This window comes from Streptomyces sp. Ru62, assembly GCF_002920615.1.
In the GTDB taxonomy this organism is placed as follows: Bacteria; Actinomycetota; Actinomycetes; order Streptomycetales; family Streptomycetaceae; genus Streptomyces.
Genome location: NZ_PQSU01000001.1, coordinates 422,066 through 448,326, shown reverse-complemented (window position 1 = coordinate 448,326; position 26,261 = coordinate 422,066). Strand labels below are relative to the sequence as shown.

Sequence of the window (26,261 nt, the reverse complement as noted above, 5' to 3'; positions counted from 1 at the left end):
GGGTCTGCCAATACCAGGATCGACGGCCGCCGCTCCCCTACGATCTGGTTATGGACGGGGACTGGACCGAAGCAGAGGTGGGCGACTTCCTGCGCTCGCGCCGCGCCCGCATCAGGCCGGAGGAGGTCGGGCTGCCCGCGCACGGGCGGCGCCGGGTGCCGGGCCTGCGCCGCGAGGAGGTGGCCCAGCTCGCGGGAGTGAGCGTCGACTACTACATCCGGCTGGAGCAGGGCCGGGGCACCAGCGTGAGCGACGCCGTGCTGGATGCCGTCGCGCGGGTGCTGCGGCTGGACGAGACAGAGCACGCCTACCTGCGCACGGTGGCGCGCCCCCGCCGGCAGCGGCGGAGGCCGGCCGGTGCGCCCCGCGTCCGGCCCGGCGTGCAGATCCTCCTCGACGGCATGGAACGCAGCCCGGCGTTCGTGCTGGGCCGCCGCATGGACGTGCTCGCCTGGAACGCGCTCGGTGACGCCGTCAACGGCTTCAGCCGCCTGGCACCGGACGAACGGAACGTCCCCCGGCTGGTCTTCCTCGACCCTGCCTCCCGGGAGCTGTACCCGGAGTGGACGGCGGTGGCCGCGCAGACGGTGGCCCAGCTGCGGCTGCTGGCGGGCCGGTACGCCGACGACCCCGGACTGTGCGCGCTGGTCGGCGAACTGACCCTGAAGAGCGAGGACTTCCGCCGGCTGTGGACCGACCACGAGGTCCGCGAGTGCGCGTTCGGCGTGAAGAAGGTGCGGCACCCGGTCGCGGGCCTGCTGACCCTGCCGTACGAGACCCTGACGGTCCCCGCGGACCCGGAGCAGACGATCGTGGTGTACACGCCGGAACCGGGTTCGGAGACGGCTGAGCGGCTCGCCGTGTTGGGGAGCTGGAACGCGACGACGGCCGCAACCAGCGACTGAGGAGCAACGACGGCGACTGACCACGTCCGCGAGAGCGGCGCCGGTTCAGGCGCAAAGGGGGGTGCGCGGGGACCGCCGCACCCCCGTTTCCGGGGGGCGGGACGACGGCGGTCCCCGCGAGGGACGCGGGCCGGGTCAGGGCCGGGCCTACGCGTCCGTGGCGTCCATGGAGGTCCGGGAGCCGCTCCGGAGGTCCTTGGCGCCGTTCGGCGCCGGCCTGGGCGGGGAGCCGCTCCCACCCCTGCCGACACCCACTAATCTGCCGGATCCGTGTTAAGCGGGTGCTGCGCGCACATGACGCCCTCGTACCACTTCCGCGAATCCCGGCCCCCGCCCGGGCGGGCTACTTGGCGCCGCCCTTGGCCAGGAAGGCCAGCAGGTCCTGCCGGCTGACCACACCGGTCGGCTTGCCCTCGACCAGCACGATCGCGGCGTCCGCCGAACCCAGCACCTGCATCAGGTCGCCGACCGGCTCGCCGGAGCCGACCTGGGGCAGCGGGGCGCACATGTGCTTCTCCAGCGGGTCCTCCAGCGAGGCCCGCTTGCTGAACAGGGCGTCGAGCAGCTCCCGCTCCACGACCGAGCCGACGACCTCGGCGGCCATCACGTCCGGGTGACCGGCGCCGGGCTTGACGACGGGCATCTGCGAGACGCCGTACTCGCGCAGCACCTCGATGGCCTGGCCGACGGTCTCCTCCGGGTGCATGTGCACCAGGGACGGGATGGAGCCGCCCGCCTTGTCGCTCAGGACGTCACCGACGCGGGCGCTGGGGCCCTCGTCCTCCAGGAAGCCGTAGTCGGCCATCCACTCGTCGTTGAAGATCTTGCTGAGGTAGCCGCGGCCGCTGTCGGGCAGGAGCACGACCACGACGTCGTCCGGGCCGAGCCGCTCGGCGACCTTCAGCGCGGCCACGACGGCCATGCCGCAGGAGCCGCCCACCAGCAGGCCCTCCTCCTTGGCCAGCCGGCGGGTCATCTGGAAGGAGTCCTTGTCGGAGACGGCGACGATCTCGTCCGCGACGGTGCGGTCGTAGGCGGTCGGCCAGAAGTCCTCACCGACGCCCTCGACCAGGTACGGCCGCCCGGAGCCGCCCGAGTACACGGAGCCCTCGGGGTCGGCGCCGATGACCTTGACCGCGCCCTGGCTGGCCTCCTTCAGGTAGCGGCCGGTGCCGGAGATGGTGCCGCCGGTGCCAACGCCCGCCACGAAGTGGGTGATCTTCCCCTCGGTCTGCTCCCACAGCTCGGGGCCGGTCGAGTGGTAGTGCGAGAGCGGGTTGTTGGGGTTGGAGTACTGGTCGGGCTTCCAGGCGCCGGGCGTCTCGCGCACCAGCCGGTCGGAGACGTTGTAGTACGAGTCAGGGTGCTCCGGGGCCACGGCGGTCGGGCACACGACCACCTCGGCGCCGTACGCGCGCAGCACGTTGATCTTGTCGGTGCTCACCTTGTCCGGGCAGACGAAGATGCACTTGTAGCCCTTCTGCTGGGCCACGATGGCGAGTCCCACGCCGGTGTTGCCACTGGTCGGCTCGACGATCGTGCCGCCCGGCTTCAGCTCCCCGCTCTGCTCCGCGGCCTCGATCATGCGCAGGGCGATGCGGTCCTTCACGGAACCGCCCGGGTTGAAGTACTCCACCTTGGCCAGGACGGTCGCCTGGATGCCCTTGGTCACGTTGTTGAGCCGCACCAGCGGGGTGTTGCCGACGAGGCTGATCATCGAGTCGTGGTATCGCACCGTTGTCTCCGGTCGCTGCAAAAGAACTGTTCGTAGTGGTGTCGCCAGCCTAAGGCCAGCGGTGTGGCGTGGGCGTTCGTTCACTCCCTGTCGAGATTGGCGCACGGTCCGTACGGGGCAAGGAGTGGGTACGGCTACGAGGAGGTGGCGGCGACGCATGACGAGGATGTCGAGGGCACGAGTGGCCCGGCGCATCGCGGCCGGGGCGGCGTACGGCGGGGGCGGGGTCGGGCTCATCGGCGCGGCCGTCGTCGGTCTGGTGCTGGCGGAGGTGCGACTGGCACGGCGCCATGTGGGCAACGGCAGCGGCGGGCGGGTGCCGGTGGCCGACGGCGTGTACGGGCACGCGTACGGCATCCCGGGCGAACCGCCGCTCCGCCTGACCATGCTCGGCGATTCGACGGCGGCGGGGCAGGGCGTGCACCGGGCGGGCCAGACCCCGGGGGCGCTGCTGGCCTCCGGGCTCGCGGCGGTGGCGGAACGCCCGGTGGAGCTGCGGAACGTGGCGGTGCCGGGCGCCCGGTCCGACGACCTGGACCGCCAGGTCGCGCTGGTGCTGTCCGCACCCTCCCCCGTCCCGGACATCTGCGTGATCATGGTCGGCGCGAACGACGTGACCCACCGGATGCCCCCGACCCGCTCGGTACGGCACCTGGCGGCGGCGGTACGGCGGCTGCGCACGGCCGGCGCCGAGGTGGTGGTCGGCACCTGTCCCGACCTCGGCACGATCGAGCCGGTGCAGCAGCCGCTGCGCTGGCTGGCCCGGCGGGCGTCCCGGCAGCTGGCGGCGGCCCAGACGATCGGGGTGGTGGAACAGGGCGGGCGCACGGTGTCGCTGGGCGACCTGCTCGGCCCCGAGTTCGAGGCGAATCCGCGGGAGCTGTTCGGGCCGGACAACTACCACCCGTCGGCCGAGGGCTATGCGACCGCGGCCATGGCCGTCCTGCCCACGGTGTGCGCGGCGCTGGGCCTGTGGCCGGAGGAGGAACGGCCGGACGTGTCGCGCCGCGAGGGCTTCCTGCCGGTGGCCCGCGCGGCGGCCGAGGCCGCGTCGGAGGCCGGCACCGAGGTGACGGCGGCCATGCCGACGGGGCCGCGGGGGCCTTGGGCGTTGCTCAAGCGGAGGCGCCGGCGGCGGGTACCCGAGGCGGAGCCGGCGACCCGGCCCCTCTGACCGGCTCGGGCCCGGACCCGGAGCCAAGCAAGCGCTTAGACAATTGCGGCCAGTGTCACACCGCGACACCGGTGACCTGGCCCATACGTACGGGTAACTTCCCACCTGCCCTGCCCGAAAAAATCCGCCACTGGAGCCGTGATGCCCGAAGCCGTGATCGTCTCGACCGCCCGCTCCCCCATCGGCCGCGCGAACAAGGGCTCCCTGAAGGACCTGCGCCCCGACGACCTCACCGCCACGATCATCCAGGCGGCCCTCGCCAAGATCCCCGAGCTGGACCCGAAGGACATCGACGACCTGATGCTCGGCTGCGGCCTGCCCGGCGGCGAGCAGGGTCACAACCTCGGCCGGATCGTCGCCGTGCAGATGGGCATGGACCACCTGCCGGGCTGCACGATCACCCGCTACTGCTCCTCCTCCCTGCAGACCTCCCGCATGGCACTGCACGCCATCAAGGCCGGCGAGGGCGACGTCTTCATCTCGGCCGGTGTCGAGATGGTCTCCCGTTACGTCAAGGGAAGCTCCGACGGCCTGCCGGACACGCACAACCCGCTGTTCGCCGAGGCCGAGGCCCGCACCGAGTCGGTCGCCGGGCAGGAGGGCACCACCTGGCACGACCCGCGCGAGGACGGCCTGCTGCCCGACCCCTACATCGCGATGGGCCAGACCGCCGAGAACCTGGCCCGCTGGAAGGGCGTCACCCGCCAGGAGATGGACGAGTTCGGCGTCCGCTCGCAGAACCTCGCCGAGGAGGCCATCAAGAGCGGCTTCTGGGAGCGCGAGATCACCCCGGTGACCCTGCCCGACGGCACGGTGGTCGGCAAGGACGACGGCCCGCGCGCCGGCGTCACCCTGGAGGCCGTACAGGGCCTGAAGCCGGTCTTCCGCCCGGACGGACTCGTCACGGCCGGCAACTGCTGTCCGCTGAACGACGGCGCCGCCGCGCTCGTCATCATGTCCGACACCAAGGCCCGCGACCTGGGCCTGACCCCGCTCGCCCGCATCGTGTCCACCGGTGTCTCCGGCCTCTCCCCGGAGATCATGGGCCTCGGCCCGGTGGAGGCGAGCAAGCAGGCTCTCCAGCGCGCCGGTCTGACCATCGACGACATCGACCTGGTCGAGATCAACGAGGCCTTCGCCGCGCAGGTGATCCCGTCCTACCGGGACCTCGGCATCGACATCGACAAGCTGAACGTCAACGGCGGTGCCATCGCCGTCGGCCACCCGTTCGGCATGACCGGTGCCCGCATCACCGGCACGCTCATCAACTCGCTCCAGTGGCACGACAAGCAGTTCGGCCTGGAGACGATGTGCGTCGGCGGCGGCCAGGGCATGGCGATGGTCATCGAGCGCCTCAGCTGACCCACCGTCCGTAGCGGGCCACGTACGTCACGTCGCAGAAGGGCCCAGAACCCAGGAAACACCACGGTTCTGGGCCTTTTCGTGATCCAATCTCCCCCAGGATGTGACCTATCTCGCTCGCCGGGCCCATCGATGCAGGTCAGCGCGGGTCAGCGCGCCACACGACGAAACCACGAACGCAAAGTCCTGTCCGTTTCGTGACGTTACGCACTGACAGCTGGTTAGTCCGCCCTTCAAGCTGATGTAGGAAGTCGGGGGTCGACTTTGAACCGGGAGTATGTCAGTGAGCGCCATGCCGATCGCCCTGCTGCTCACCACGGCAGCCACCGGCGCCGTGGGTGTCGCCGTCCTGCGCACCGTGCTGAAGCTGCGCCGCCAGCTCACCGAACTGGCGGCGCAGCTCGCCGACGGCCAGGCGGCCACGACACGCGCCCTCCTGCCGAACGCCCGCACCACTGCCGACGCCGACGAGATACGGGCGGCCGTGGCCGAGGCGCTCGCCGAGGAACGGGAGCGCGAGCTGGCCGAGGCACGCGCCTTCTGGGCGGCGCAGGAGGCGCGTGACGCCTCCGAGTCGCCCTCGCTGTACGGCCTGCCCGACGCCGATGTGTTCCTGCCCCGCCAGGCGGACTTCGTGGGCCTGGAGCCGCTGGAGCCGGTGGCCGAGCCGGGCGCCGACGCCGACGAGTTCGCCGGGGAGTCCCCGGAGTTGGCCGCGGCGCGCCGCCGGCACCCCTCGCACCCGGACTTCGTGCCGGTGCAGTCGCCGGCCGTGAACGACCACGAGCGCACCGTCACCACGCTGGAGGAGCTGGCCGCCGAGCGCGTCGAACTCTCCGATGTCCGCCCCGGCCCGCTCGGCACGCTCGACGTCTACGTCTTCGCCGACGGCACCACCCTGTGCATGACCCCGGGCCACCGCGAGACGGCGGAACGCCTGGCGCGGGCCCTGGAGTCCGGCGAGGCCCCGTACCTGCTGGGCGGCTCGGGCATCTCCGGCGCGTACACCCTGACGTTCGCGTGCGGCGAGGAGACGGTCTACATCCTGGCCGACCGGGTGATCGCGTCCCTCTGACGGTCGACGTCAGACCCCCGCCCGCTGCCGCGCCTCCTCCACCAGCCGCACGGCCTCGGCGACCTGGTCCTCACTGCGCACCACGACCGCGAGGTCGTGCGCCGCCACCAGGATCTGATCCGCCGCGGCGAACATCCCCGCGTCCGGCATCTCCCGGGGCTCGCTCCCCGGCTCCTCCATCAGCTGGGCCCGCCGGGAAAGCTCCCGGGCCAGGGCCAATGCCTCCGCCGCCGCGCTCCGTTGGAGCCGGCTCTGCGGTGCCGCCCGCAACCGGTCGGCGAAGTGATCCACTGCTTGGGTCAAGGGCGTCGTATCAACCACCCGCCGAGCGTAACGCCCCGCACTGTTGCCAATACGCGAACGCTCAGGCACGGTGACGTGAAGGACCGGCTTACATCCCCTTTGCGTTCGGAGGCGCCGATGTCCCACGTCTTCTCCGAGGAGACCCACCGCAATCTGCTCGCCCGCATCCCCCACTGCACCGGTCGTGAAGTCTCCGACTGGCTGCGCACCGTCGAAGAAGGCCCGGCACTCTTCCGCTTCGAGGAGAAGGTCAGCTGGCTCCGGCACGAGTACGACCTGGCGTACGGCCACGCGAAGGCGATCGTGCACGAGTACGACCTGAGGAGGGCGGCGCGCAAGCTGCTCTGAACGGCCAAGCTGCCCTGAACGGCACAGGGCCCCGGGCGGATCACCCGGGGCCCTGCCGATGACCGGCGTCGGCGCTAGTCGTTGTTGCTGAAGATCGCCACCAGTCGCAGCATCTCCACGTAGATCCACACCAGGGTCAGCGTGAGGCCGAACGCGGCGAGCCATGCCTCGTTGCGCGGGGCGCCGTAGGCGATGCCGTCCTCGATCTGCTTGAAGTCGAGGGTCAGGAAGAACGCGCCGAGGATGATCGCGATGATGCCGACGAGCGCGCCGAGCGGGCCGAAGCTGCGCAGTCCGCCGTCCTCGGCGACACCGAAGGCGACCAGCAGCAGATTGACCGCCATGACCACCAGGAACGCCATCGCGATGGCGAGGCCGATGCGGGCGTAGCGGGCGGTGACGCGGATCCAGCCGGCCTTGTAGACGAGCAGGGTCGCGCCCGAGACGGCCATGGTGCCGAGCACGGCCTGGAAGGGCGCGCCGCTCCAGCGGCTGTTGTACATCTCGCTGATGACGCCGAGGAAGACGCCCTCGAAGGCGGCGTACCCGAGGATCAGCGCGGGCGACGGGGTGCGCTTGAAGCTCTGCACCATCGCCAGGACGAAGGCGATCAGCGCGGAGCCGACGGCCAGGCCGTAGCTGCTGCCCGAGACGGGCAGCAGGGCCCAGGCGAGGACGGCGCCGACGGCGACCGTGCCGAGCGTGACGGCCGAGCGGACGACGACGTCGTCCATGGTCATCCGGTCGGTGGTGGCCGGGGCCTGGGGCGGGGCGCCGACGCCCTGCTGTGCGTAGGGGTTCTGCGCGTACGGGTTCTGCGCGTACGGGTTGCCCTGTGCGTACCCGGCCTGCGGTGCGGTGTTGAAGCCGGCGTAGCCGTTGTCGCGGCTGAACCCCCGTCGCGAGAAGACCGGGTTGCTGCTCCTCATTTCACTCCTCCATGGCTGCCGAGCGCAGCCTTGGCTCAAGAGTAATGGATTGGCAAAGGATCGACCATGATACTTGAGGAGGATCTTTCCCCTGCTGTGCTGCGCAACACGCTACGCGGGCATCTGATTCCCGGCCATGGACGGACGGCTAACCGAGCGGAAACCCTGTGTACGCCTCCGCCAGGTCGGTCCCGGCCGCCCGGGAGGAGGCGATCCGCTCCAGCCGGGCCAGTTGGAGGCGGGCGTCGAAGGCGGTGGCGTCCGGGGCGCGGTGCAGCAGGGTCGTCATGTCGTAGGAGAACCGTTCGGCCTGCCAGATCCGGCGCAGACAGGTCGCGGAGTAGGCGTCGAGGAGGTCCGGGGAGCCGGTCTCCCGTTCGTGGGCGAGGGCCCGGGCGAGCGTGACGACGTCACCGACGGCGAGGTTCAGCCCCTTGGCGCCGGTCGGCGGCACGATGTGGGCGGCGTCGCCGGCGAGGAAGAGCCGGCCGTGCCGCATCGGCTCGTGCACGAAGGAGCGCATGGGGGTGACCGACTTCTGGGTGATCGGCCCGCGCTCCAGCCGCCAGCCGTCGTCCGTCTCGAACCGCCGGTCCAGCTCGTCCCAGATCGCCTCGTCGCCCCACGCCTCGGCGTCCGTCCCCGCGGGCACCTGGAGGTAGAGCCGGGAGACGGCCGGCGACCGCATGGACAGCAGGGCGAAGCCGCGTTCGTGGCGGGCGTAGACGAGTTCGTCGTGCGAGGGCGCGACATCGGCGAGGATGCCGAGCCATGCGTAGGGGTACGACCGCTCGAACACCCGGGACACCCCGGCCGGGAAGGCCTGGCGGGCCACCCCCCAGAACCCGTCGCAGCCGACGACGTAGTCGCACTCCAACACGTCCTCGCGCCCCTGGTGCCGGAACGGGACCCGTGGCCGGTCGCCCTCCGCGCCCTCCACGCGCAGCGCCTCGGCCTCGAAGAGCAGCGGCCCGCCCTCCTTCGACTGGAGCGCGATGAGGTCCTTGCAGACCTCGGTCTGGGCGTAGACGGTCACGGACCGTCCGCCGGTGAGCGCGGGGAAGTCGACGCGGTGCCGGCGCCGGTCGAACCGCAGCTCGATCCCGTCGTGCCGCAGCCCCTCCCGGTCCATCCGCTCCCCGGCCCCGGCGGCGCGCAGCACGTCGACGGTCCCCTGCTCCAGAATCCCGGCCCGCTGCCGCTGCTCGACGTAGTCCCGGTCCCGGCTCTCCAGGACGACCGACTCGATCCCGGCACGGTGCAACAGCCGGGCGAGCAGCAGCCCGGCCGGGCCCGCCCCGATGATCCCGACGGTGGTGCGCATCGGTCGTCTCCTCTCTCCCGCCGCCCCACAGGGCGTTCGTCTGGTGAAATTTCTTTCACTGTTTTCCGGGCGTGAGTCTCCGCCGCACGGGCCCGGCTGTCAACGGTCGTGCGGCGGTCGAGTGGTGTGTGGGCGGTTCTGGTGGCGCCCTCGACGCCGAGGGTCAGGCGTAGACGGACACCATGACGCCCCGAACCGGCCGTTCCATCCGACCGGAACAGGTGACGAGGAAGGTGCCCGGAGCCGGACTTGAACCGGCACGCCCGCGAAGGGGCAGCGAGGTTTAAGCTCGCCGTGTCTGCATTCCACCATCCGGGCAGGCCATGGGCTCCGCTTGCGAGCTTCGAGCCTATCGGGACCCATCCCCCGGACAGCGGACGGGTGGACCGATGTTGTCTTATTTTATTGACGTCTGAGGGTGCATCAGCCCGCGGAACACGCCATCCGCACTTGCCAATAGCCTGACGTGACGGCTGTACGCGCGTACGTGAAATGACGGAATTTCACCGTCCGAACGAGGGTGTTCCACCTGTTCTCGACAGGGTTCCCGACGCGGCCCCCGCCACGGACGGAGTCAGGGTCACCCGTCCTCCCCAGGTATGACGGCGGGCCGCTCCGTCCGACCCGAGTCGCCCTCCGGAACCGGAACAGCGACTGACTACACGCGCGCTCCCCGCCGGGACGATGGACCAGTCCCCAACGAACAGACGTCGTACCGACAGGAGCGCCCTCCCGTGACCACCACACCCACCGCAGGCCGGACCACCGCCGTGGCCGCACGCGCCACGGAGCTGTCGAAGATCTACGGGCAGGGTGAGACCCGGGTGGTCGCCCTGGACCGGGTCTCCGTCGACTTCCGGGCCGCCGAGTTCACCGCGATCATGGGGCCGTCGGGCTCCGGCAAGTCCACGCTGATGCACTGCGTGGCCGGGCTGGACACCTTCTCCTCCGGGTCCGTCCGGATCGGGGACACCGAGCTGGGGTCCCTGAAGGACAAGCAGCTCACCAAGTTGCGCCGGGACAAGATCGGCTTCATCTTCCAGGCGTTCAACCTGCTGCCGACGCTGACCGCCCTGGAGAACATCACCCTCCCGATGGACATCGCCGGGCGGAAGCCGGACAAGGCGTGGCTGGACCGGGTCATCGACATGGTCGGGCTGTCCGGCCGGCTCAGCCACCGGCCCGCCCAGCTGTCCGGCGGTCAGCAGCAGCGGGTCGCCGTCGCCCGCGCCCTCGCCTCCCGGCCCGAGATCATCTTCGGTGACGAACCGACCGGGAACCTGGACTCGCGCTCCGGCGCCGAGGTCCTCGGCTTCCTGCGCAACTCCGTGCGCGAGCTGGGCCAGACCGTCGTCATGGTCACCCACGACCCGGTGGCCGCCGCCTACGCGGACCGGGTGATCTTCCTGGCCGACGGGCGGATCGTCGACGAGATGTACGGCCCCACCGCCGACTCCGTCCTCGACACCATGAAGCAGTTCGACGCGAAGGGCCGTACCAGCTGATGTTCCGCACCGCCCTGCGCAACGTCCTCGCGCACAAGGCCCGGCTCCTGATGACCGTGCTCGCCGTCATGCTCGGCGTGGCGTTCGTCTCCGGGACGCTGGTCTTCACCAACACCATCTCCGACGCCTACCAGAAGAGCTCCGCCAAGGGCTTCGACCGGGTCGACGTCGCCGTACGGCCCGAGTACCAGGACTCCAAGGGCAACCAGGTCGGCCGGACCCCCGAGCTGACCCGGGCCCTGCTCGACAAGGCCGCAGGGGTCCCCGGGGCCGCCTCCGCCACCGGCGTCGTCAGCGGCTTCACCGCCGTCGCCGACAAGGACGGCAAGCTTGTCGGCGGTGACTGGCAGTCCGCCGGCGGCAACTACTGGGGCACCGAGGACCCCCGCTACCCGCTGGTCAGCGGCCATGCCCCGCGCGGCAAGGACGAGGTGCTGATCGACTCGGCGACCGCGAAGCGGGCGGGGTACCGGGTCGGCGACACCGTGCGGCTCTCCGTGGACGGCCCGGTCCTCACCCCCACCGTCAGCGGCATCTTCACCACCGACGACGGCAACGTCGCCGCGGGCGGCAGCCTCACCCTGTTCGACACGGCGACCGCGCAGGCCCTGTTCGGCAAGAAGGGCACGTACGACGAGATCGACGTGCGGGCCGCGGCCGGCACCAGCCAGGCGGCGCTCAAGGCCCGGCTCGACAAGGCCCTGCCCGCGAAGCTGGTGGAGACCACCACCGGCAAGCAGCTCGCCGACGACCAGGCGGAGGCCATCTCCTCGTCCATGAGCAGCCTGAAGCAGGGCCTGCTGGTGTTCGCCGGCATCGCCCTGTTCGTCGGCACGTTCATCATCGCCAACACCTTCACCATGCTGGTCGCCCAGCGCACCCGGGAACTGGCCCTGCTGCGGGCGGTCGGCGCCTCCCGCCGCCAGGTCACCCGCTCGGTGCTCATCGAGGCGTTCGCCGTCGGCGCGGTCGCCGGTGTGACCGGTCTGGCCGCCGGTGTCGGCATCGGCGCGGGCCTGCGCTCCCTGCTCGGCTCGTTGGGCGCGACCATGCCCGACGGCCCGCTGGTGATCAGCCCCGGCACGGTGGTCACCGCCCTCGGGGTCGGCGTCCTCATCACCATGCTGGCCGCCTGGCTGCCCGGCCGCCGGGCCGCGAAGATCCCGCCGGTGGCGGCGATGAGCAGCGTGCACGCCACGGCCACCACCAAGTCGCTGGTGCTGCGCAACACGCTGGGCTCCCTGTTCGCGGCGGCCGGCATCGCGGTGGTCCTCGCGGGCACCAGGATGGACGCCGACACCGGCCAGGGCGCGATGGGCGTCGGCGCCGTGCTGCTGATCATCGGCGTGTTCATCCTGACCCCGCTGCTGTCCCGCCCGCTGATCGCCGCCGCCGCGCCGGTGCTGCGCGCCTTCGGGGTGTCGGGCAAGCTGGCCCGGCAGAACTCGGTGCGCAACCCGCGCCGCACCGCGGCCACCGCCTCCGCGCTGATGATCGGCCTGACGCTGATCACCGGTATGACCGTGATGGCGGGCAGCCTCCAGACGTCCATCGACAAGATGGCCTCCTCGGCGATCCGCGCCGACTACGTCGTCTCGATGGCCAACCGCGGCCCGCTCTCCCCCGGTGTGGAGAAGAAGATCGCCTCCGCCGACGGCGTCACCGCGAGCAGCCCCCTGCGCAACGGCGAGTCCCGTATCGACGGCGGCACCGAATACCTGACCGGTGTCGACGGCGCGACCATCGGCGAGCTGACCGATCTGAAGGTGACCGACGGGTCGTTCAGCGTGGGCGGCACGCGGGTCGTCGTGGACGAGGACCGTGCCAAGGACTTCGGCTGGAGGGCCGGTTCCCGCTTCACCGCGCACTTCGAGGACGGCAAGGCCCAGCGGCTGACGGTCGCGGGGGTCTACGAGGGCAACGACATGCTCAACGGGATCATCCTCGACAACAAGGTCCTCACCCCGCACCTGTCCGACCCGGCCGACATGCAGGTCATGGTGAAGACGGCGGACGGGGCGTCCGACGCGGCCAAGGACAGGCTGGAGAAGGTCCTCGGCTCCAACCCGGCGATCAAGGTCCAGGACAAGCAGGACATCTCCAAGGAGATCGCGCAGATGTTCACGCTGATGCTGAACATGGTCTACGGCCTGCTCGGCATGGCGGTGATCGTCGCGGTGCTCGGCGTCATCAACACGCTGGCCATGTCCGTCTGCGAGCGGGCCCAGGAGATCGGCATGCTCCGCGCGATCGGCCTGGACCGCAGGGCGGTCAAGCGGATGGTCCGCCTGGAGTCCCTGGTCATCTCCCTGTTCGGCGGGGTGCTGGGCATCGGTCTGGGCGTGTTCTTCGGCTGGGCGGCCGGCGAGCTGCTGGGCACGAAGATGCCGACGTACGAACTGGTGCTGCCGTGGGGCCGGATGACGGTGTTCCTGCTGCTGGCGGGCGTGGTCGGCGTCCTGGCCGCGCTGTGGCCGGCCCGGCGCGCGGCCCGGCTGAACATGCTGACGGCCATCAAGGCCGAGTAACCGGTCGTACGACGGCACAAGGGGGCCCCGCGGGAGGGGCCCCCTTGTGCCGTACCGCTGTCAGCCGTGCCAGGTGCGGGCCCGCAGGGGGAGTCCTGAGGCGCCGGACTCGGGGGTGCGGATCGCGAGGACCTGGTTGACGCCGATGCGGTTGCGTTCGAACGCGAGCGCGGAGGCGGCCATGTACAGCCGCCAGACGCGGGCGCGGCCCGGGCTGGTGAGGCCGACGGCCCGGTCCCAGTCGGCCTCCAGGTTGGCGACCCACCGGCGCAGGGTGCGGGCGTAGTGCTCGCGGATGGACTCCACGTCCCGGACCTCGAAACCGGCCCGCTCCAGCTGGGTGACGGTGGTGCCGACGGGGGCGAGTTCGCCGTCGGGGAAGACGTAGGCGTCGATGAACTCGTCCACCTCGTACGCCGACTCGTCCCGCTGCGGGCGGCGGGCGATCTGGTGGTTGAGCAGCCGGCCGCCGGGCTTGAGCAGGGCGTGGAGCTGACGGGCGTACTCCAGGTACTTCTCGGCGCCGACGTGTTCGGCCATGCCGATGGAGGAGATCGCGTCGAAGGGGCCGTCCACGACGTCCCGGTAGTCCTGGACCCTGATCTCCACCCGGTCGGTCAGGCCCTCGTCGGCGACGCGCTTGCGGGCGTACGCCGCCTGCTCCTGGGAGAGCGTGACGCCGACGACGCTCACGCCGTGCTCGCGGGCCGCGTGGATGGCCATGGAGCCCCAGCCGCAGCCGACGTCCAGCAGCCGCTGACCCTCCTTCAGGCCCAGCTTGGCGCAGACCAGTTCGAGCTTGTCACGCTGGGCGGACTCCAGGGTCCCGGCGTCCTCCCAGTAGGCGCAGGAGTACACCATGGACGGACCGAGGACGATCTCGTAGAAGTCGTTGCCGACGTCGTAGTGGTGGCTGATGGCCCGCTTGTCGGTCCGGCGGGTGTGCAGATTCCGGCGGGGCCTGCGGACCTCCTCGCGCGGCGGCGCGGGCGGGATCGGCGGACCGGCCAGTTTCAGCAGCTCGCGGGCGGCGGCCCGGACATCGGGGTCGCGGAGGGCCTGGACGAGGCTGCGGGCGTCCTCCCCGCGCTCCCAGACGAGGCCCGCCATGGCGTCGAGCGCGGTGTACAGGTCACCCTCGATCTCCAGGTCGCCGGCGACCCAGGCGCGGGCGAGGCCCAGTTCGCCCGGTTTGAACATCATGCGGCGCAGGGCGCGGCGGTTGCGCACGACGAGCGCCGGCGCGTCCGGCGGCCCTGCCTGCGATCCGTCCCAGGCCTTCAGGCGTACCGGGAGCGGGGCTCCCAGCATCTGCTCGGCAAGACTCCTCAGCCGCGACGCGGCGTCGGCCATGGCGCACACCTCCAAGACGACGATCCCGGATGCCGGATACCACGTAAACACCGCGAGGGCCTCGGCGCAGTCCCGCAAAGGAGTTACGACTGGGCAAAACGGTTGTAGAAACCATGCAGATGGGTGCCCGGGAACGCCGGAAGACCTCCCGCACCACGGATGGCAGGAGGTCTTCCGGGTCGGCCGCCGACGGAAGGGTCCGTCGGCGACCTGAGGGTCTGTCTACGACCGGAGGGTCTACCGGTGTCGACCGGAGGTCAGGAGGCCTTGGCCTTCTCCTCGGTCTTGCTCGCGGCGGCGACCGGCGCCGGCTTGGCGGCCTCGTAGAACTCCTCGCGCGGGTTCTCCATGGCGCCGAGGGAGACGACCTCGCGCTTGAGGAACATGCCGAGCGTCCAGTCGGCGAAGACGCGGATCTTGCGGTTCCAGGTCGGCATCGCCAGACCGTGGTAGCCACGGTGCATGTACCAGGCGAGGCGGCCCTTGACCTTGATCTTCATCTTGCCCATGACGATCATCGCCACGCCCTTGTGCAGGCCGAGACCGGCGACCGCACCCTTGTTGGCGTGCTCGTACTCCTTCTGCGGGAAGCCCCGCATACCGGAGACCACGTTGTCGCCGAGGACCTTGGCCTGGCGCAGCGCGTGCTGGGCGTTCGGCGGGCACCAGGCGTTCTCCACACCGGCCTTGCGGGCGGCGATGTCCGGGACCTGGGCGTTGTCGCCGGCGGCCCAGATGTAGTCCGTGCCCTTGACCTGGAGGGTGGGCTCGCAGTCGACGTGACCGCGCGGGCCGAGCGGCAGACCGAAGCGGGAGAGGGCCGGGTTGGGCTTGACGCCGGCCGTCCACACGATGGTGTTGGAGTCGACCTCCAGGCCGTTCTTCAGCACCACGTGGCCGTCGACGCAGGAGTCCATGGAGGTGGAGAGGTAGATCTCCACGCCCCGGCTCTCCAGGTGCTCCTTGCCGTACTGGCCGAGCTTGGGGCCGACCTCGGGGAGGATCTTGTCGGCGGCGTCGACGAGGATGAAGCGCATGTCCTCGCGGGAGACGTTCTTGTAGTACTTGGCCGCGTCCCGGGCCATGTCCTCGACCTCGCCGATGGTCTCCGCGCCCGCGAAGCCACCGCCGATGAAGACGAAGGTGAGCGCCTTGCGGCGGATCTCCTCGTCGGTCGTGGAGTCCGCCTTGTCGAGCTGCTCCAGGACGTGGTTGCGCAGGCCGATCGACTCCTCGATGCCCTTCATGCCGATGCCCTGCTCGGCGAGGCCGGGGATCGGGAAGGTGCGGGAGACCGCGCCCATGGCGATGACCAGGTAGTCGAAGGGCAGCTCGTACGCCTCGCCCACCAGCGGGGCGATCGTGGCGACCTTGCGGTCCTGGTCGATGGTGGTGACCCGACCGGTGAGGACCTCCGCCTTCGGCAGCACGCGTCGCAGCGGGACGACGACGTGGCGAGGGGAGATGCTGCCGGCGGCGGCTTCGGGGAGGAAGGGCTGGTAGGTCATGTACGACCGGGGGTCGACGACCGTGACGGTCGCCTCGCCGTAGCGCATCTTCTTGAGGATGCGCCGAGCTGCGTACAGGCCTACGTACCCACCGCCTACTACGAGGATCCTGGGACGCTCCGTGGTGCTCATGCCATCGAGTATCCACCCGCCCCCGGGGGGTCGCTCGTGCGCCCCTTCACAAGGTCTGACAGGGCCTGTGTTAAACTCCGCGGCTCGCGTGAAGCAGACCACCGGGCCACGGGGGAACCGCGGGGCGCTTCGCCCCGTTGTCAAGGCCGCGTGAGCTGCCTCTCCGGGCCGATGGGGCGCCCGTGAGGGCACCGTGACACCCTCGGAACACCCCCTTCCGGGACCCTCCCACACTCCCCGTCTGAACATGTTCAAACGGCCCTCCGACCCCCGGAAGAGGCAATGGACCCCCTTCCGGGGCCCGATGGGAGGGAATTCCTTGTGAAGAACTTCACGAAGGTTCCCGCGTGGGTATGACCAGGGGCCCCTCAAGGGGGCCCCGGACACCGCTCAAACGTTATCCAACCTGCTCAGCAGGTGGCTACCACTCAGTAACAAAAGAGAGCCACGCCACGCCGCCCATGGGCCGCGCTCCCGCCCCGGGCCGCTCTCACGCCACCGACCAGGCGATGCCGTCGAGGATGTCGTGCTCGCTCACCACGACCTCCTCGGCGCCGATCCGCTCCATGATCGCGAGCAGGACGAGGGCGCCCGCGCCGATGACGTCGACCCGGCCCGGGTGCAGGGACGGGATCGCGGCGCGCTCGGCGTGCGTGGAGCGCAGCAGCCGTTCGGTGATCTCGCGCACGCGGTCCCGCGAGACCCGGGAGTGGTGGATGCGCGCGGAGTCGTACCCGGGCAGCTCCTGGGCGATGGCGGACACCGTGGTGACGGACCCGGCCAGGCCCACCAGGGTGTGGGCCTCGCGCAGCGGGACCGACTGCTCGGCGAGGTCCAGGGCGGCCTCGATGTCGGCCCGCATGGCGGCGATCTCGTCCTCGGTGGGCGGGTCGCTCACCTCGCCGCCGTGCACCAGGTGCCGCTCGGTCATCCGCACGCAGCCGACGTCCACCGACCGGGCGGCGCGCACGTGGTCGTCGCCGACGACGAACTCGGTGGAGCCGCCGCCGATGTCCACGACCAGGTAGGGCCGGGCGAGGTCCGCACGGCCGGTGAGCTCCTTGGTGGCACCCGTGAAGGAGAACTCGGCCTCCTGGTCACCGGTGATGACCTCCGGCTCGACCCCGAGGATGTCCAGCACGCCGCGCACGAAGTCCTCGCGGTTCTCGGCGTCGCGGGAGGCGGAGGTGGCGACGAAGCGCAGGCGCTCGACGCCGTGCTCCTTGATGACGTCCGCGTACTCACGGCAGGCGGCGAAGGTGCGCTCCAGTGCCTCGGGCGCGAGCCGGCCGGTGCGGTCGACCCCCTGGCCGAGCCGCACGATCGTCATCCGGCGGTCCAGGTCGGTCAGTTCGCCCGTCGCCGGGTCGGCGTCCGCGACCAGCAGACGGATGGAGTTGGTACCGCAGTCGACGGCGGCCACGCGAGTCACTTCTCGTCCCCCTCGCTGTCGTCGCGCTCGTCCCTCTCGCCGCTGTCGAGCGTCACGCACGCGCCCTTGCGCCACCACTCCGGCAGCATCGCCAGGGCCTCGTCGCCGAGCGGGTTCACGCCCGGGCCCGCGGCCAGCGAGTGGGCGACGAGCACGTGCAGGCACTTCACCCGGTCCGGCATGCCGCCCGCGCTCGGGAAGCCGCTCAGGACCTCGATCTCGTCCCGGCGCCGGATGTAGTCCTCGTGCGCGGCCCGGTACGCGGCGGCCAGCTCGGGGTCACGGCCCAGCCGCTCGGTCATCTCCTTCATCACGCCGTTCGCCTCCAGCGTGCCGATGGCGGAGGACGCCTTCGGGCACGTCAGGTAGTACAGCGTCGGGAAGGGCGTGCCGTCGGGCAGGCGCGGTGCCGTCTCCACGACGTCCGGCTGACCGCACGGGCAGCGGTGCGCGATGGCCCTGAGGCCCCGCGGCGGGCGGCCCAGCTGCTGCTTGAAGGCCTCTACGTCCGCGTCGGTGGGCTCGGTGCGCGGAGTGGGCGGCGGAGGGGTTTCCATGACTGCTTTCAGGGTGGGTTCGTGTCGGTTGCCGGACCGGACGGGCCGGTCACTGGTCGGAGGCGTCGGCCTTGTCGACGCCTTCCCAGACGTTCGTGTACCAGGGCCGGTGGGCGGCCCCGAGGTCGGCGCGGGACTGCCTGGCCGCACCCGGGTCGACGACCACGTACCCGGTCTCGCCGGGCATCACGTAGTGCAGCCGGCGGCGGATCTGCTGCTCGGCGTAGGCGTCGTCCTGCCAGCGCGCCTTCAGGTCACGGAGCTGCTCGACGCGCTCACGGGCCTGCTCCCGCTGCCGCTGGAGGTCGGCGATCTGCTCGCGCTGGGAGACGTACTGCCGCATCGGATAGGCGAGGGCGACGATCATCGTGCACAGCACCAGCGCGAGCAGGGCCGCGCGGCCCGTGAGCCGGGAGCGGCGGGCCTGCCGCTTGGTCTGGGAGCGGTAGACGCGGGCCGCGGTCTGCTCGCCGAGCAGCCGCAGCCTGGTCGCGGTGGAGAAACGGTCCCGGTCCTTCACGGCCATCTGGCTCTCCGCCTCCCCTTTCACACGTGCGTACGTCCCCGGACACGGTACGGGACCGAGTACGGGGACGTACGTACGACTGGCTAGGACTTGACCCCGGAAGGCTCAGCCCTTGAAGCGCGGGAACGCGCTGCGGCCGGCGTACACCGCCGCGTCGTCGAGGATCTCCTCGATGCGCAGCAGCTGGTTGTACTTGGCGACGCGCTCGGAGCGGGCCGGGGCGCCGGTCTTGATCTGGCCGCAGTTGGTGGCGACGGCCAGGTCGGCGATGGTGACGTCCTCGGTCTCACCGGAGCGGTGCGACATCATGCACTTGAAGCCGTTGCGCTGGGCCAGCTCGACGGCGTCCAGGGTCTCGGTCAGCGAGCCGATCTGGTTGACCTTGACCAGCAGGGCGTTGGCGGCGCCCTCCTCGATGCCGCGGGCGAGGCGCTCGGGGTTGGTGACGAACAGGTCGTCGCCGACCAGCTGGACCTTGTCGCCGAGCTTGTCGGTGATGACCTTCCAGCCGGCCCAGTCGTCCTCGAACAGCGGGTCCTCGATGGAGACGAGCGGGTAGGCCGCTACGAGCTCCTCGTAGTACTCCGTCATCTCGGCGGCGGAGCGTTCCTTGCCCTCGAAGAGGTACTTGCCGTCCTTGTAGAACTCGGAGGCGGCCACGTCGAGCGCGAGGGCGATCTGCTGGCCGGGGGCGTAGCCGGCCTCCTTGATGGCCTCCAGGATGAGGTCGAGGGCCTCACGGTTGGAGCCGAGGTTCGGGGCGAAGCCGCCCTCGTCGCCGAGGCCGGTGGACAGGCCCTTGTTCTTCAGGACCTTCTTCAGGGTGTGGTAGACCTCGGTGCCCCAGCGCAGGGCCTCGGAGAAGGACTCCGCGCCGATCGGGGCGATCATGAACTCCTGGATGTCCACGTTGGAGTCGGCGTGCGAGCCGCCGTTCAGGATGTTCATCATCGGCACCGGCAGCAGGTGCGCGTTCGGGCCGCCCAGGTAGCGGAAGAGGGGGAGGTCGCTGGCCTCGGAGGCCGCGTGGGCGACGGCGAGCGAGACGCCGAGGATGGCGTTGGCGCCGAGGGAGCCCTTGTTGTCGGTGGCGTCCAGGTCGAACATGGCCTGGTCGATCAGGCGCTGCTCGGTGGCGTCGTAACCGACCAGCTCCGGGCCGATCTGCTCGATCACGGCGAGGACGGCCTTCTCGACGCCCTTGCCCTGGTAGCGGTTCGGGTCGCCGTCGCGGAGCTCGATGGCCTCGAAGGCGCCGGTCGAGGCGCCGGACGGGACGGCGGCACGACCCGTGCTGCCGTCGTCGAGGCCGACCTCGACCTCGACCGTGGGGTTGCCTCGGGAGTCCAGGATTTCCCGGGCTACGACGACGTCGATGGACGGCACGAGCATCTCCTTCTTGGATGTGACGCTGGAAGTGCGGGGCGGTGTGCCTTACGGCTGTGCCTTGCGACTAGAGCCTAACCGTCCCGGGGGCGTCGGCCACCGACCGACCGTCCCGTGGACAAGCCGACGGTACCTTTTGTTTCTCGCCGAAACAAAGGGTGCGGGGGGCGGCGGACGCAAAAAAGCCCCGCCCCGGTGCGTACGGGGGAACACGCACCGGGGCGGGGAGCCCGTGGGGACGGGGGGCGGCCCGCAGGGGGCCTCAGCGCGGCCCGCGCGCAGGCGCGGGCCCGTGGCCGGGCTGGGGGCCGGGTCTCACTTCAGGTGGAGCTGCTGACCCGGGTAGATCAGGTTGGCGTCCTCGACGATGTCCTTGTTCAGCTCGAACAGCTTCTGCCAGCCGCCCTGCACGTGGTGCTTCTCGGCGATGGAACTGAGGGTGTCACCGGTGACGACCTTGTACTCGCCGTCGCCCTTCTTGACCTTCTTGCCGGTCGGGGTGGTGACGGTCTTGCCCTGGCCCTTGCTCGCGCTCGCGGCCGGACGCTCGGCGGAGCGGGAGGCGGCCTGCTCGCCGGTGGAGCGGGTGGCGGTGGAGCTGCCCGAGCCGGTGGAGGTGCTCGGAGTGGAGGTGCTCGGCGCGGAGCCGTTGTACGGGGTGCTGGACAGGCCCGTGCCGCAGACCGGCCAGGCGCCCTTGCCCTGGGCGGCGAGGACCTTCTCGGCGACGGCTATCTGCTGCGCCTTGCTCGCCTTGTCGGCGGTGCCGGCGTACTGCGTGCCGCCGTACGCGGCCCAGGTGGAGGCGGAGAACTGCAGACCGCCGTAGTAGCCGTTGCCGGTGTTGATGGACCAGTTGCCGCCGGACTCGCACTGGGCGACCGCGTCCCACTGGGAGGCGGTGGCGGCGGAGGCGTTGCCGGCCGCCATCAGCGGAGCGGCGACGGCGGCACCGGTGACACCGGCGAGCGCGATGGCGCGGACGGCCTTGGACGGACGACGGTGCTTGCCCTTGCTGGAGAACAGCATGGATCGATCCCCTCACCGACGCCTGCGAGGTGAGCTGTCGGGTTCGGGCCGGTTGAGTTGCCCGGCCGCACTCCGCTCACGCGGACTGCGGCTTCACCCCAAGCCGGTTCCGGCATCAACTGCCGGGCCCGGCACCTACCTTGGGTCCCCCGCTCCTGCCTACGGCGCTTGACGCGACGACTGTTCCCGGGCAACCGCTGGCAGGATTCGGCGTTGCGGCTGCCGGGGCTCGTGGTGACGAGCGGTCCCGACCGTAGACACGCGATCCGCGGAATTTCAAAGACGATCTAGGCTTCTGAGACTCATCCCACACTTTCGCCAAACCGGACATTAAGGCGATAACCGGGACGTCAACTCCCCCTACTCGCCGCCCGTTTCGCCCCCGACTTCCAGGGTCTGACCGGCACTGATGTGGTTCGGGTCGGTCCCGATGGCCTTCTTGTTGCCGGCGTACAGCGCGCGCCACCCGCCGTCGACGTCAAGGGAGTCGGCGATGGAGGCGAGGGTGTCGCCCTGGCGGACGGTGTACGTGTCCGTTTCGCGCGAGGCGTGCCGGCCGGAAGACGTGGCGTTCTGACCGTTTGTCGCGCTTTCGTCCGCACCGCTCTCGTCCGCGCTCGCGCCCCGGTGGCGCCCGCCGCCGAGGGAGCCGGTGTCGACCAGGCTCCAAGAACCGGCGGCCTGCTGCGGGTTGTCCTGGAGGCCGGCGTCCGGAGCGGCCGTGGGCGAGCTCTCGGCCCCCTGGGCGCTTCCGGTGTCCGGCGCGGTGGACTTGTCGGACTTGGGAGTGTTGGTCCCCGTGGAGCCGGCTCCCGCATCGGCATCCTTGCCCGGCTTGGCGCTCGGAGTGGTGACCTCCTCCGAGGAAGAGTCGGCGCCGGAGCCGGAGTTGGTGCCGGAGCCGGCATCGCTGGAGGGCGACGAATCCGGCAGGCCGGACGAGTCGGAGCTGTCGGAGGAACCGGATGTACCGGAGTTGCCCGCTGATCCGGACGAATGACTCGAACCGCCGCTGTCGCCGGAGCCGCCGGAGCCGCCGACGCCCGTGTCGACGTGCGTCGAGCCCGAGTCCTCGGTCAGACCGGACAGCAGGGCGCAGGTGGCCCAGGGCGTGGTGCCCTTGTCGGCGAGGATCTTTTCGGCGACGGCGATCTGCTGGTTGCGGCTGGCCTGGTCCGGGCCGGCCGCGTACTGGCCGCCGCCGTAGGCGTTCCAGTCCTCCTGCGAGATCTGCAGGCCGCCGTAGTACCCGTTGCCGGTGTCCGCGCTCCACGAGCCGCCGCTCTCGCACTCGGCCACCTTGTCCCACGTGGTGCCGTCGGCCGCGTTGGCGCTCGCCGCGCCGAGCAGCGGGATGGCGATGGCGGAGCCGGTCACTCCGGCCGCGACGAGGAGAGCCGGGGCCTGACGGGGGCGACGGTGTCGGCCGTTCCCGGAGAGCATGCAGAAGCCTTTCGAGCGACAGCAGGACCGGCGCGGCGGATGGAGCCGGTCGCCGCGCTGATGGGTGAACGTATCGGCAGACGATCACTTGTCACAAGTTCATGCCGCACAGATCACGTGAAGATCACAGAGTTGAACGCCTGTCATCTTTCCCTGGAGAGGCTGTGCCGGACCCGGAAGGACCGCGTCCGGACGGTGTGTTCAGGTGCGGGGTGTGAACTCCACCGGCAGGGTGCGCAGGCCGCGCATGATGAGTCCGCCGCGCCAGCGCAGTTCGGCAGGATCCGCGGCGAGGCGCAGATCGGGCAGCCGGGTGAGCAGGGCGGCGAGCGCGGTCTGACCCTCCAGACGGGCGAGCGGCGCGCCGAGGCAGTAGTGGATGCCGTGACCGTAACCGAGGTGCTGGTTGTCGCGGCGGGCGAGGTCCAGCACGTCCGGGTCGGCGAACCGCTCCGGGTCCCGGTCGGCGGCGGCGAGGACGACGAGCACCGGGTCGCCCGGCGCGATCCGCTGTCCGCCGATGGTGAGCGGCTCGGTGGCGAACCGCCAGGTGGCCAGCTCCACCGGGCCGTCGAAGCGCAGCAGTTCCTCCACGCCGGTCGCCAGGAGCTCCGTCTCCCGGCGCGCCAGGGACTCCTCCAGCCGTCGGCGCTGACCGGGGTGCGTGAGCAGGGCGTAGGTGCCGTTGCCGATGAGGTTGACGGTCGTCTCGAAGCCGGCGAACAGGAGGATGAAGGCCATGGCGGCGGCCTCGTTCTCGGTGAGGTGCTCGCCGTGGTCGGAGGCGCGGATCAGGCCCGAGATCAGGTCCTCGCCGGGCGCGGGCTCGGCCGGCAGCGCCTCGCGCTTCTTGTGGATCAGCTCGGCCAGATAGCCGCGCATCTTCTTCACCGACCGGGCGACGCCTCCCCGGGGGCCTCCGCCGTGCCGGATCATCATGCCCGCCCAGTCCCGGAAGTCGTCCTGATCCTCGCGCGGGACGCCGAGCAGGTCGCAGATGGCGTAGATGGGCAGCGGGAAGGCGAACTCGTGGATGAGGTCGGCGGAGCCGCGCCGTGCGAACTGGTCGATGAGGTGATCGGTCAGCTCCTGCACCCGGGGCGCGAACTCGGCGACCCGGCGGGGCGTGAAGGCCTTGCTGACCAGCCGGCGCAGCCGAGTGTGGTCCGGCGGGTCGATGTTCAGCAGATGCGTCATCAGCTCGGCCTTGCGCTCGCCGGGGATGCCGGTCTTGCCCTTGGCGTGCGCGGGCTCGTCGTGATGCGCCGGGTTCTTGCTGAGCCGCTGGTCGGCCAGGGCCTGCCGGGCATCGGCGTACCGGGTGACCAGCCAGGCCTCGACCCCGCTCGGCAACCGCGTCCGGTGCACGGGGGCGTGCTCGCGCAGCCATGCGTAGGCGGGATAGGGGTCGGTGGCGAACTCCCAGGTGAACAGGGCGGGGGCCGGTTGCTCCGGGTGGGAGGACGGCTGGGCGGAGTGGGAGGACGGCTGGGCGGGGTGGGGCTGGTCGGTCACTCCTCGACCGTATCCGGCTCGCCGGGGAGTGCAGGGCGGGGTGTGGCAGCCCCCGGGGGCCGCGGGGGCGCGGGGGCGCGGTGGTGAGGGGCCGCAGGGGTCTGGCCTGCGGGCCGTCCCCCCGGGCATCGGGGACCGGGCACCAGGGACCCGGGCACCAGGCGCCGGGGACCAGGAACCGGACGCCAGGAACTGGGCACCAGGAACCGGACACCGGGGACGCGGACCGGACACCGGACGTAGGGCCGGGGCCCCGAGCGCCCCGGGTGGCGGTGCTAGGCGGGCAGGCCCTCGGCGGCCCGTATCGCGTCCCGGTAGGCCCGGGCCGCCGCCCGCAGTGCCGCCTCGGGGTCGGTGCCAACCGCCTCGGCGCGGACCGCCAGCGCCAGCAGTTCGTAGCCGATGCCGTCCCCCTTCGGCAGCGGGACGTCCAGGCCCGCCGTGCGGGTGCGCGAGGCGAGCTTGGCGGCGAGGGCCAGGCCGGGCTGGCCGAGCGGGACGCCGTCCGTGACCGAGGCGCGCCGCTTCTCCTCGGCCTTGGTGCGCAACCAGTGCTCCTTGACGTCCTCCGGGGTCTCGGCCTCCTCGTCGCCGAAGACGTGGGGGTGCCGGTGGATCAGCTTGGCGACGATGCCGCCGGCGACGTCGTCGACGGAGAACGGCGCGTCCGGGTCCTCCTCGGCGATGCGGGAGTGGAAGACGACCTGGAGGAGGACGTCGCCCAGCTCTTCGCGCAGCTCCGCGCGGTCGCCGGCCTCGATCGCCTCGACCAGTTCGTACGCCTCCTCGATGCCGTACTTCGCCAGGCCCTCGTGGGTCTGCCGGGAGGACCACGGGCACTCGGCGCGGATGCGGTCCATGACCTGAACGAGGTCCAGCAGGCGGGCTCCGGGCAGGTCGTAGGAGGCGGGGAGCAGCTCCAGCTCCGGCATGGCGACCCGGCCGGAGCCGGCCAGCCGGGCGAGGCCGTCGGTGAGGGCGGGCTCTCCCTCACCCGTGGCGACGACCACCACCGTCCGGCCCCCGGCACAGGCGTCGACCAGCTCCTGGGCGGTGGGTGACGCCTCCGCCACGGCTATCCCGGCCTCGCGCAGATACGGCAGCTGCGGATGGGCGCCGTCCGCGCACAGCACGGCGTCGGCGGTGCGCAGGGCCTGCCAGGCGGGCCAGGACAGCAGACCGGGGGCGACGCGGTGGCTGGTGGTGAGCAGGACGATGCGGCCGGGGGCGGCTCCCCCACGGGCTTCGGGGCTGGTTTCGTTCACGATCCGAACGTAACCCACGGGGCGAGGCAGCGGATCGGGTTGTCCACAGGCCCGACGGGGTCATGTGATCGTATGACCGGACGCGCCACCGCGCCGGCCGGTGGCCCGTCTACGCCGTCACCGGCTCCCCGCCCGCCGTCGTGACCTCGCGTACCCACGGCGTCCCGGCGTCCACCCGGCTGCTCTTCTGCACGTCCCAGGAGCCGTAGCGCGGGTTGAGGTCGACGTGGAGTTCCTCCGAGGCCTTGGACAGGGCCTTCCAGAAGGCGGGCTGGCTCGTGTCGGTGCCGAGCCGCGCGGCCAGCTTCTGCGCCTCCAGTTGCAGCCGCAGGTTGTCGTCGAGGCGGGCCGGGGCGATGCCGTACTTCTGGAGCCAGGCCGTCTCCAGGCCCTTGCCGCCACCGGCCTGCCGCTCCAGCTCGCCGCGCATCTGCTGGATCTCCTTGCGGGTGACGGTGATGTCCGCGTCCCGCGCGGCGCGGTGCAGCACCCGGTCGAGCACCATGTTGTGCAGGGTGTCACGGGTGAGCGTGCTGGTGGAGGAGACAACCTGCTCGTACTGCGTCTCGTCCGGCACCGCCGCGCGCTGCGCCCGGCGGACCTCGTCGACCCGGCTCTCCAGCTGGGCCACGGTGATCCGCTGCCCGCCGACGACGGCCGCGGCGCCCGGGTGCGCGTCGCTTCCGCAGGCGGTCAGCAGGGGTGCCGCGGCGGCGATCGCGGCGGTGAGGACGAGCGCGGTGCGGCGGCGGTGCAAGGGGACCTCCCGGGGAGATTGCAACGACAGGTGCGGCGCGCCAGCGCCTCCGCCAGGGGTGGTGGTCGGGCGACGGGCGGGCGCACAGAGTCTTGCGGTGATCGATGGTAGGCAGTGGGCAGGCTGCGGCCAACCCATTCGACCAACGATTCGCGCGCGCTTCGGGCACC

At 71.3% G+C, this 26,261-nt stretch carries 22 protein-coding genes, 1 tRNA gene and 1 riboswitch; of the genes, 7 read left to right on the top strand and 16 right to left on the bottom strand.

The features are described from left to right. Nucleotides 1-50: 50 nt before the first annotated feature. Complete coding sequence (locus C3492_RS02135) at nucleotides 51-905, top strand: helix-turn-helix transcriptional regulator (RefSeq protein ID WP_103809961.1); 855 nt, start codon at nucleotides 51-53, stop codon at nucleotides 903-905. A gap of 343 nt (nucleotides 906-1,248) precedes the next feature. Here C3492_RS02135 and C3492_RS02130 read toward each other — a convergent pair whose 3' ends face one another. Next, a complete protein-coding gene (locus C3492_RS02130; protein WP_103809960.1) occupies nucleotides 1,249-2,640 on the bottom strand; it encodes a cystathionine beta-synthase in 1,392 nt (463 codons plus the stop codon). Nucleotides 2,641-2,797: 157 nt separating this feature from the next. Here C3492_RS02130 and C3492_RS02125 point away from each other — a divergent pair, with 157 nt between their 5' ends. From C3492_RS02125 to C3492_RS02115, 3 genes are all read left to right on the top strand, one after another. Continuing rightward, nucleotides 2,798-3,814, top strand: a complete 1,017-nt coding sequence (locus tag C3492_RS02125) for an SGNH/GDSL hydrolase family protein (RefSeq protein WP_181140145.1) — start codon at nucleotides 2,798-2,800, stop codon at nucleotides 3,812-3,814. A 141-nt stretch (nucleotides 3,815-3,955) separates the two neighbouring features. Then, nucleotides 3,956-5,176 carry an acetyl-CoA C-acetyltransferase gene (locus C3492_RS02120; protein ID WP_103809958.1) on the top strand — a complete coding sequence of 407 codons (1,221 nt, stop codon included), beginning with the start codon at nucleotides 3,956-3,958 and terminating at the stop codon, nucleotides 5,174-5,176. 292 nt (nucleotides 5,177-5,468) lie between these two features. Continuing rightward, nucleotides 5,469-6,251 (top strand): hypothetical protein, encoded by a 783-nt coding sequence (locus tag C3492_RS02115; RefSeq protein ID WP_181140157.1) that lies wholly within the window; start codon nucleotides 5,469-5,471, stop codon nucleotides 6,249-6,251. A gap of 9 nt (nucleotides 6,252-6,260) precedes the next feature. Here the strand turns inward: C3492_RS02115 and C3492_RS02110 are convergent, their stop codons facing one another. Continuing rightward, complete coding sequence (locus C3492_RS02110; protein WP_181140144.1) at nucleotides 6,261-6,572, bottom strand: hypothetical protein; 312 nt, start codon at nucleotides 6,570-6,572, stop codon at nucleotides 6,261-6,263. A gap of 99 nt (nucleotides 6,573-6,671) precedes the next feature. Here C3492_RS02110 and C3492_RS02105 point away from each other — a divergent pair, with 99 nt between their 5' ends. Then, entirely contained in the window at nucleotides 6,672-6,902 is a 231-nt protein-coding gene (locus tag C3492_RS02105) for a DUF4287 domain-containing protein (protein ID WP_030653267.1), read from the top strand. Between the two features lie 74 nt (nucleotides 6,903-6,976). On the opposite strand, the gene C3492_RS02100 is transcribed toward C3492_RS02105, so the two are convergent. From C3492_RS02100 to C3492_RS02090, 3 genes are all read right to left on the bottom strand, one after another. Next, complete coding sequence (locus C3492_RS02100) at nucleotides 6,977-7,831, bottom strand: Bax inhibitor-1/YccA family protein (RefSeq protein ID WP_103809955.1); 855 nt, start codon at nucleotides 7,829-7,831, stop codon at nucleotides 6,977-6,979. Nucleotides 7,832-7,979: 148 nt separating this feature from the next. After that, on the bottom strand, nucleotides 7,980-9,155 hold the full coding sequence (locus tag C3492_RS02095; protein ID WP_103809954.1) for a 4-hydroxybenzoate 3-monooxygenase: 1,176 nt from the start codon (nucleotides 9,153-9,155) through the stop codon (nucleotides 7,980-7,982). Nucleotides 9,156-9,389: 234 nt separating this feature from the next. Next, nucleotides 9,390-9,473: transfer RNA gene (locus C3492_RS02090), tRNA-Leu, on the bottom strand. Between the two features lie 416 nt (nucleotides 9,474-9,889). Here C3492_RS02090 and C3492_RS02085 point away from each other — a divergent pair. Together C3492_RS02085 and C3492_RS02080 are read left to right on the top strand one after the other, a co-directional pair. Then, nucleotides 9,890-10,660: an ABC transporter ATP-binding protein gene (locus C3492_RS02085; protein ID WP_103809953.1), complete on the top strand. Its 771-nt coding sequence runs from the start codon at nucleotides 9,890-9,892 to the stop codon at nucleotides 10,658-10,660. Beyond that, nucleotides 10,660-13,188 (top strand): ABC transporter permease, encoded by a 2,529-nt coding sequence (locus C3492_RS02080; protein ID WP_103809952.1) that lies wholly within the window; start codon nucleotides 10,660-10,662, stop codon nucleotides 13,186-13,188. Before C3492_RS02085 ends, C3492_RS02080 begins: the two co-directional genes overlap by 1 nt. Before the next feature lie 60 nt (nucleotides 13,189-13,248). Here the strand turns inward: C3492_RS02080 and C3492_RS02075 are convergent, their stop codons facing one another. From C3492_RS02075 to C3492_RS02025, 11 genes are all read right to left on the bottom strand, one after another. Next, nucleotides 13,249-14,541 carry a cyclopropane-fatty-acyl-phospholipid synthase family protein gene (locus tag C3492_RS02075; RefSeq protein ID WP_103809951.1) on the bottom strand — a complete coding sequence of 431 codons (1,293 nt, stop codon included), beginning with the start codon at nucleotides 14,539-14,541 and terminating at the stop codon, nucleotides 13,249-13,251. A 257-nt stretch (nucleotides 14,542-14,798) separates the two neighbouring features. After that, on the bottom strand, nucleotides 14,799-16,181 hold the full coding sequence (locus C3492_RS02070; protein WP_103809950.1) for an NAD(P)/FAD-dependent oxidoreductase: 1,383 nt from the start codon (nucleotides 16,179-16,181) through the stop codon (nucleotides 14,799-14,801). Between the two features lie 490 nt (nucleotides 16,182-16,671). Next, nucleotides 16,672-17,613: a Ppx/GppA phosphatase family protein gene (locus tag C3492_RS02065; protein ID WP_103809949.1), complete on the bottom strand. Its 942-nt coding sequence runs from the start codon at nucleotides 17,611-17,613 to the stop codon at nucleotides 16,672-16,674. Continuing rightward, complete coding sequence (locus C3492_RS02060) at nucleotides 17,610-18,170, bottom strand: DUF501 domain-containing protein (protein WP_103809948.1); 561 nt, start codon at nucleotides 18,168-18,170, stop codon at nucleotides 17,610-17,612. Before C3492_RS02060 ends, C3492_RS02065 begins: the two co-directional genes overlap by 4 nt. 49 nt (nucleotides 18,171-18,219) lie before the next feature. After that, nucleotides 18,220-18,696: a septum formation initiator family protein gene (locus C3492_RS02055; RefSeq protein WP_103809947.1), complete on the bottom strand. Its 477-nt coding sequence runs from the start codon at nucleotides 18,694-18,696 to the stop codon at nucleotides 18,220-18,222. Nucleotides 18,697-18,801: 105 nt separating this feature from the next. After that, on the bottom strand, nucleotides 18,802-20,088 hold the full coding sequence (gene eno / locus C3492_RS02050; RefSeq protein WP_103809946.1) for a phosphopyruvate hydratase: 1,287 nt from the start codon (nucleotides 20,086-20,088) through the stop codon (nucleotides 18,802-18,804). Between the two features lie 309 nt (nucleotides 20,089-20,397). Next, nucleotides 20,398-21,111, bottom strand: a complete 714-nt coding sequence (locus C3492_RS02045; RefSeq protein ID WP_103809945.1) for a transglycosylase family protein — start codon at nucleotides 21,109-21,111, stop codon at nucleotides 20,398-20,400. A 4-nt stretch (nucleotides 21,112-21,115) separates the two neighbouring features. Beyond that, nucleotides 21,116-21,288, bottom strand: a riboswitch (cyclic di-AMP (ydaO/yuaA leader). 183 nt (nucleotides 21,289-21,471) lie between these two features. Then, nucleotides 21,472-22,554 (bottom strand): transglycosylase family protein, encoded by a 1,083-nt coding sequence (locus tag C3492_RS02040; RefSeq protein ID WP_103809944.1) that lies wholly within the window; start codon nucleotides 22,552-22,554, stop codon nucleotides 21,472-21,474. Nucleotides 22,555-22,755: 201 nt separating this feature from the next. Next, nucleotides 22,756-24,069: a cytochrome P450 gene (locus C3492_RS02035; protein ID WP_103809943.1), complete on the bottom strand. Its 1,314-nt coding sequence runs from the start codon at nucleotides 24,067-24,069 to the stop codon at nucleotides 22,756-22,758. A gap of 275 nt (nucleotides 24,070-24,344) precedes the next feature. Then, on the bottom strand, nucleotides 24,345-25,334 hold the full coding sequence (locus C3492_RS02030; protein WP_103810044.1) for a nucleoside triphosphate pyrophosphohydrolase: 990 nt from the start codon (nucleotides 25,332-25,334) through the stop codon (nucleotides 24,345-24,347). 109 nt (nucleotides 25,335-25,443) lie between these two features. Next, complete coding sequence (locus tag C3492_RS02025; RefSeq protein WP_103809942.1) at nucleotides 25,444-26,091, bottom strand: SurA N-terminal domain-containing protein; 648 nt, start codon at nucleotides 26,089-26,091, stop codon at nucleotides 25,444-25,446. Between the last annotated feature and the right edge of the window lie 170 nt (nucleotides 26,092-26,261).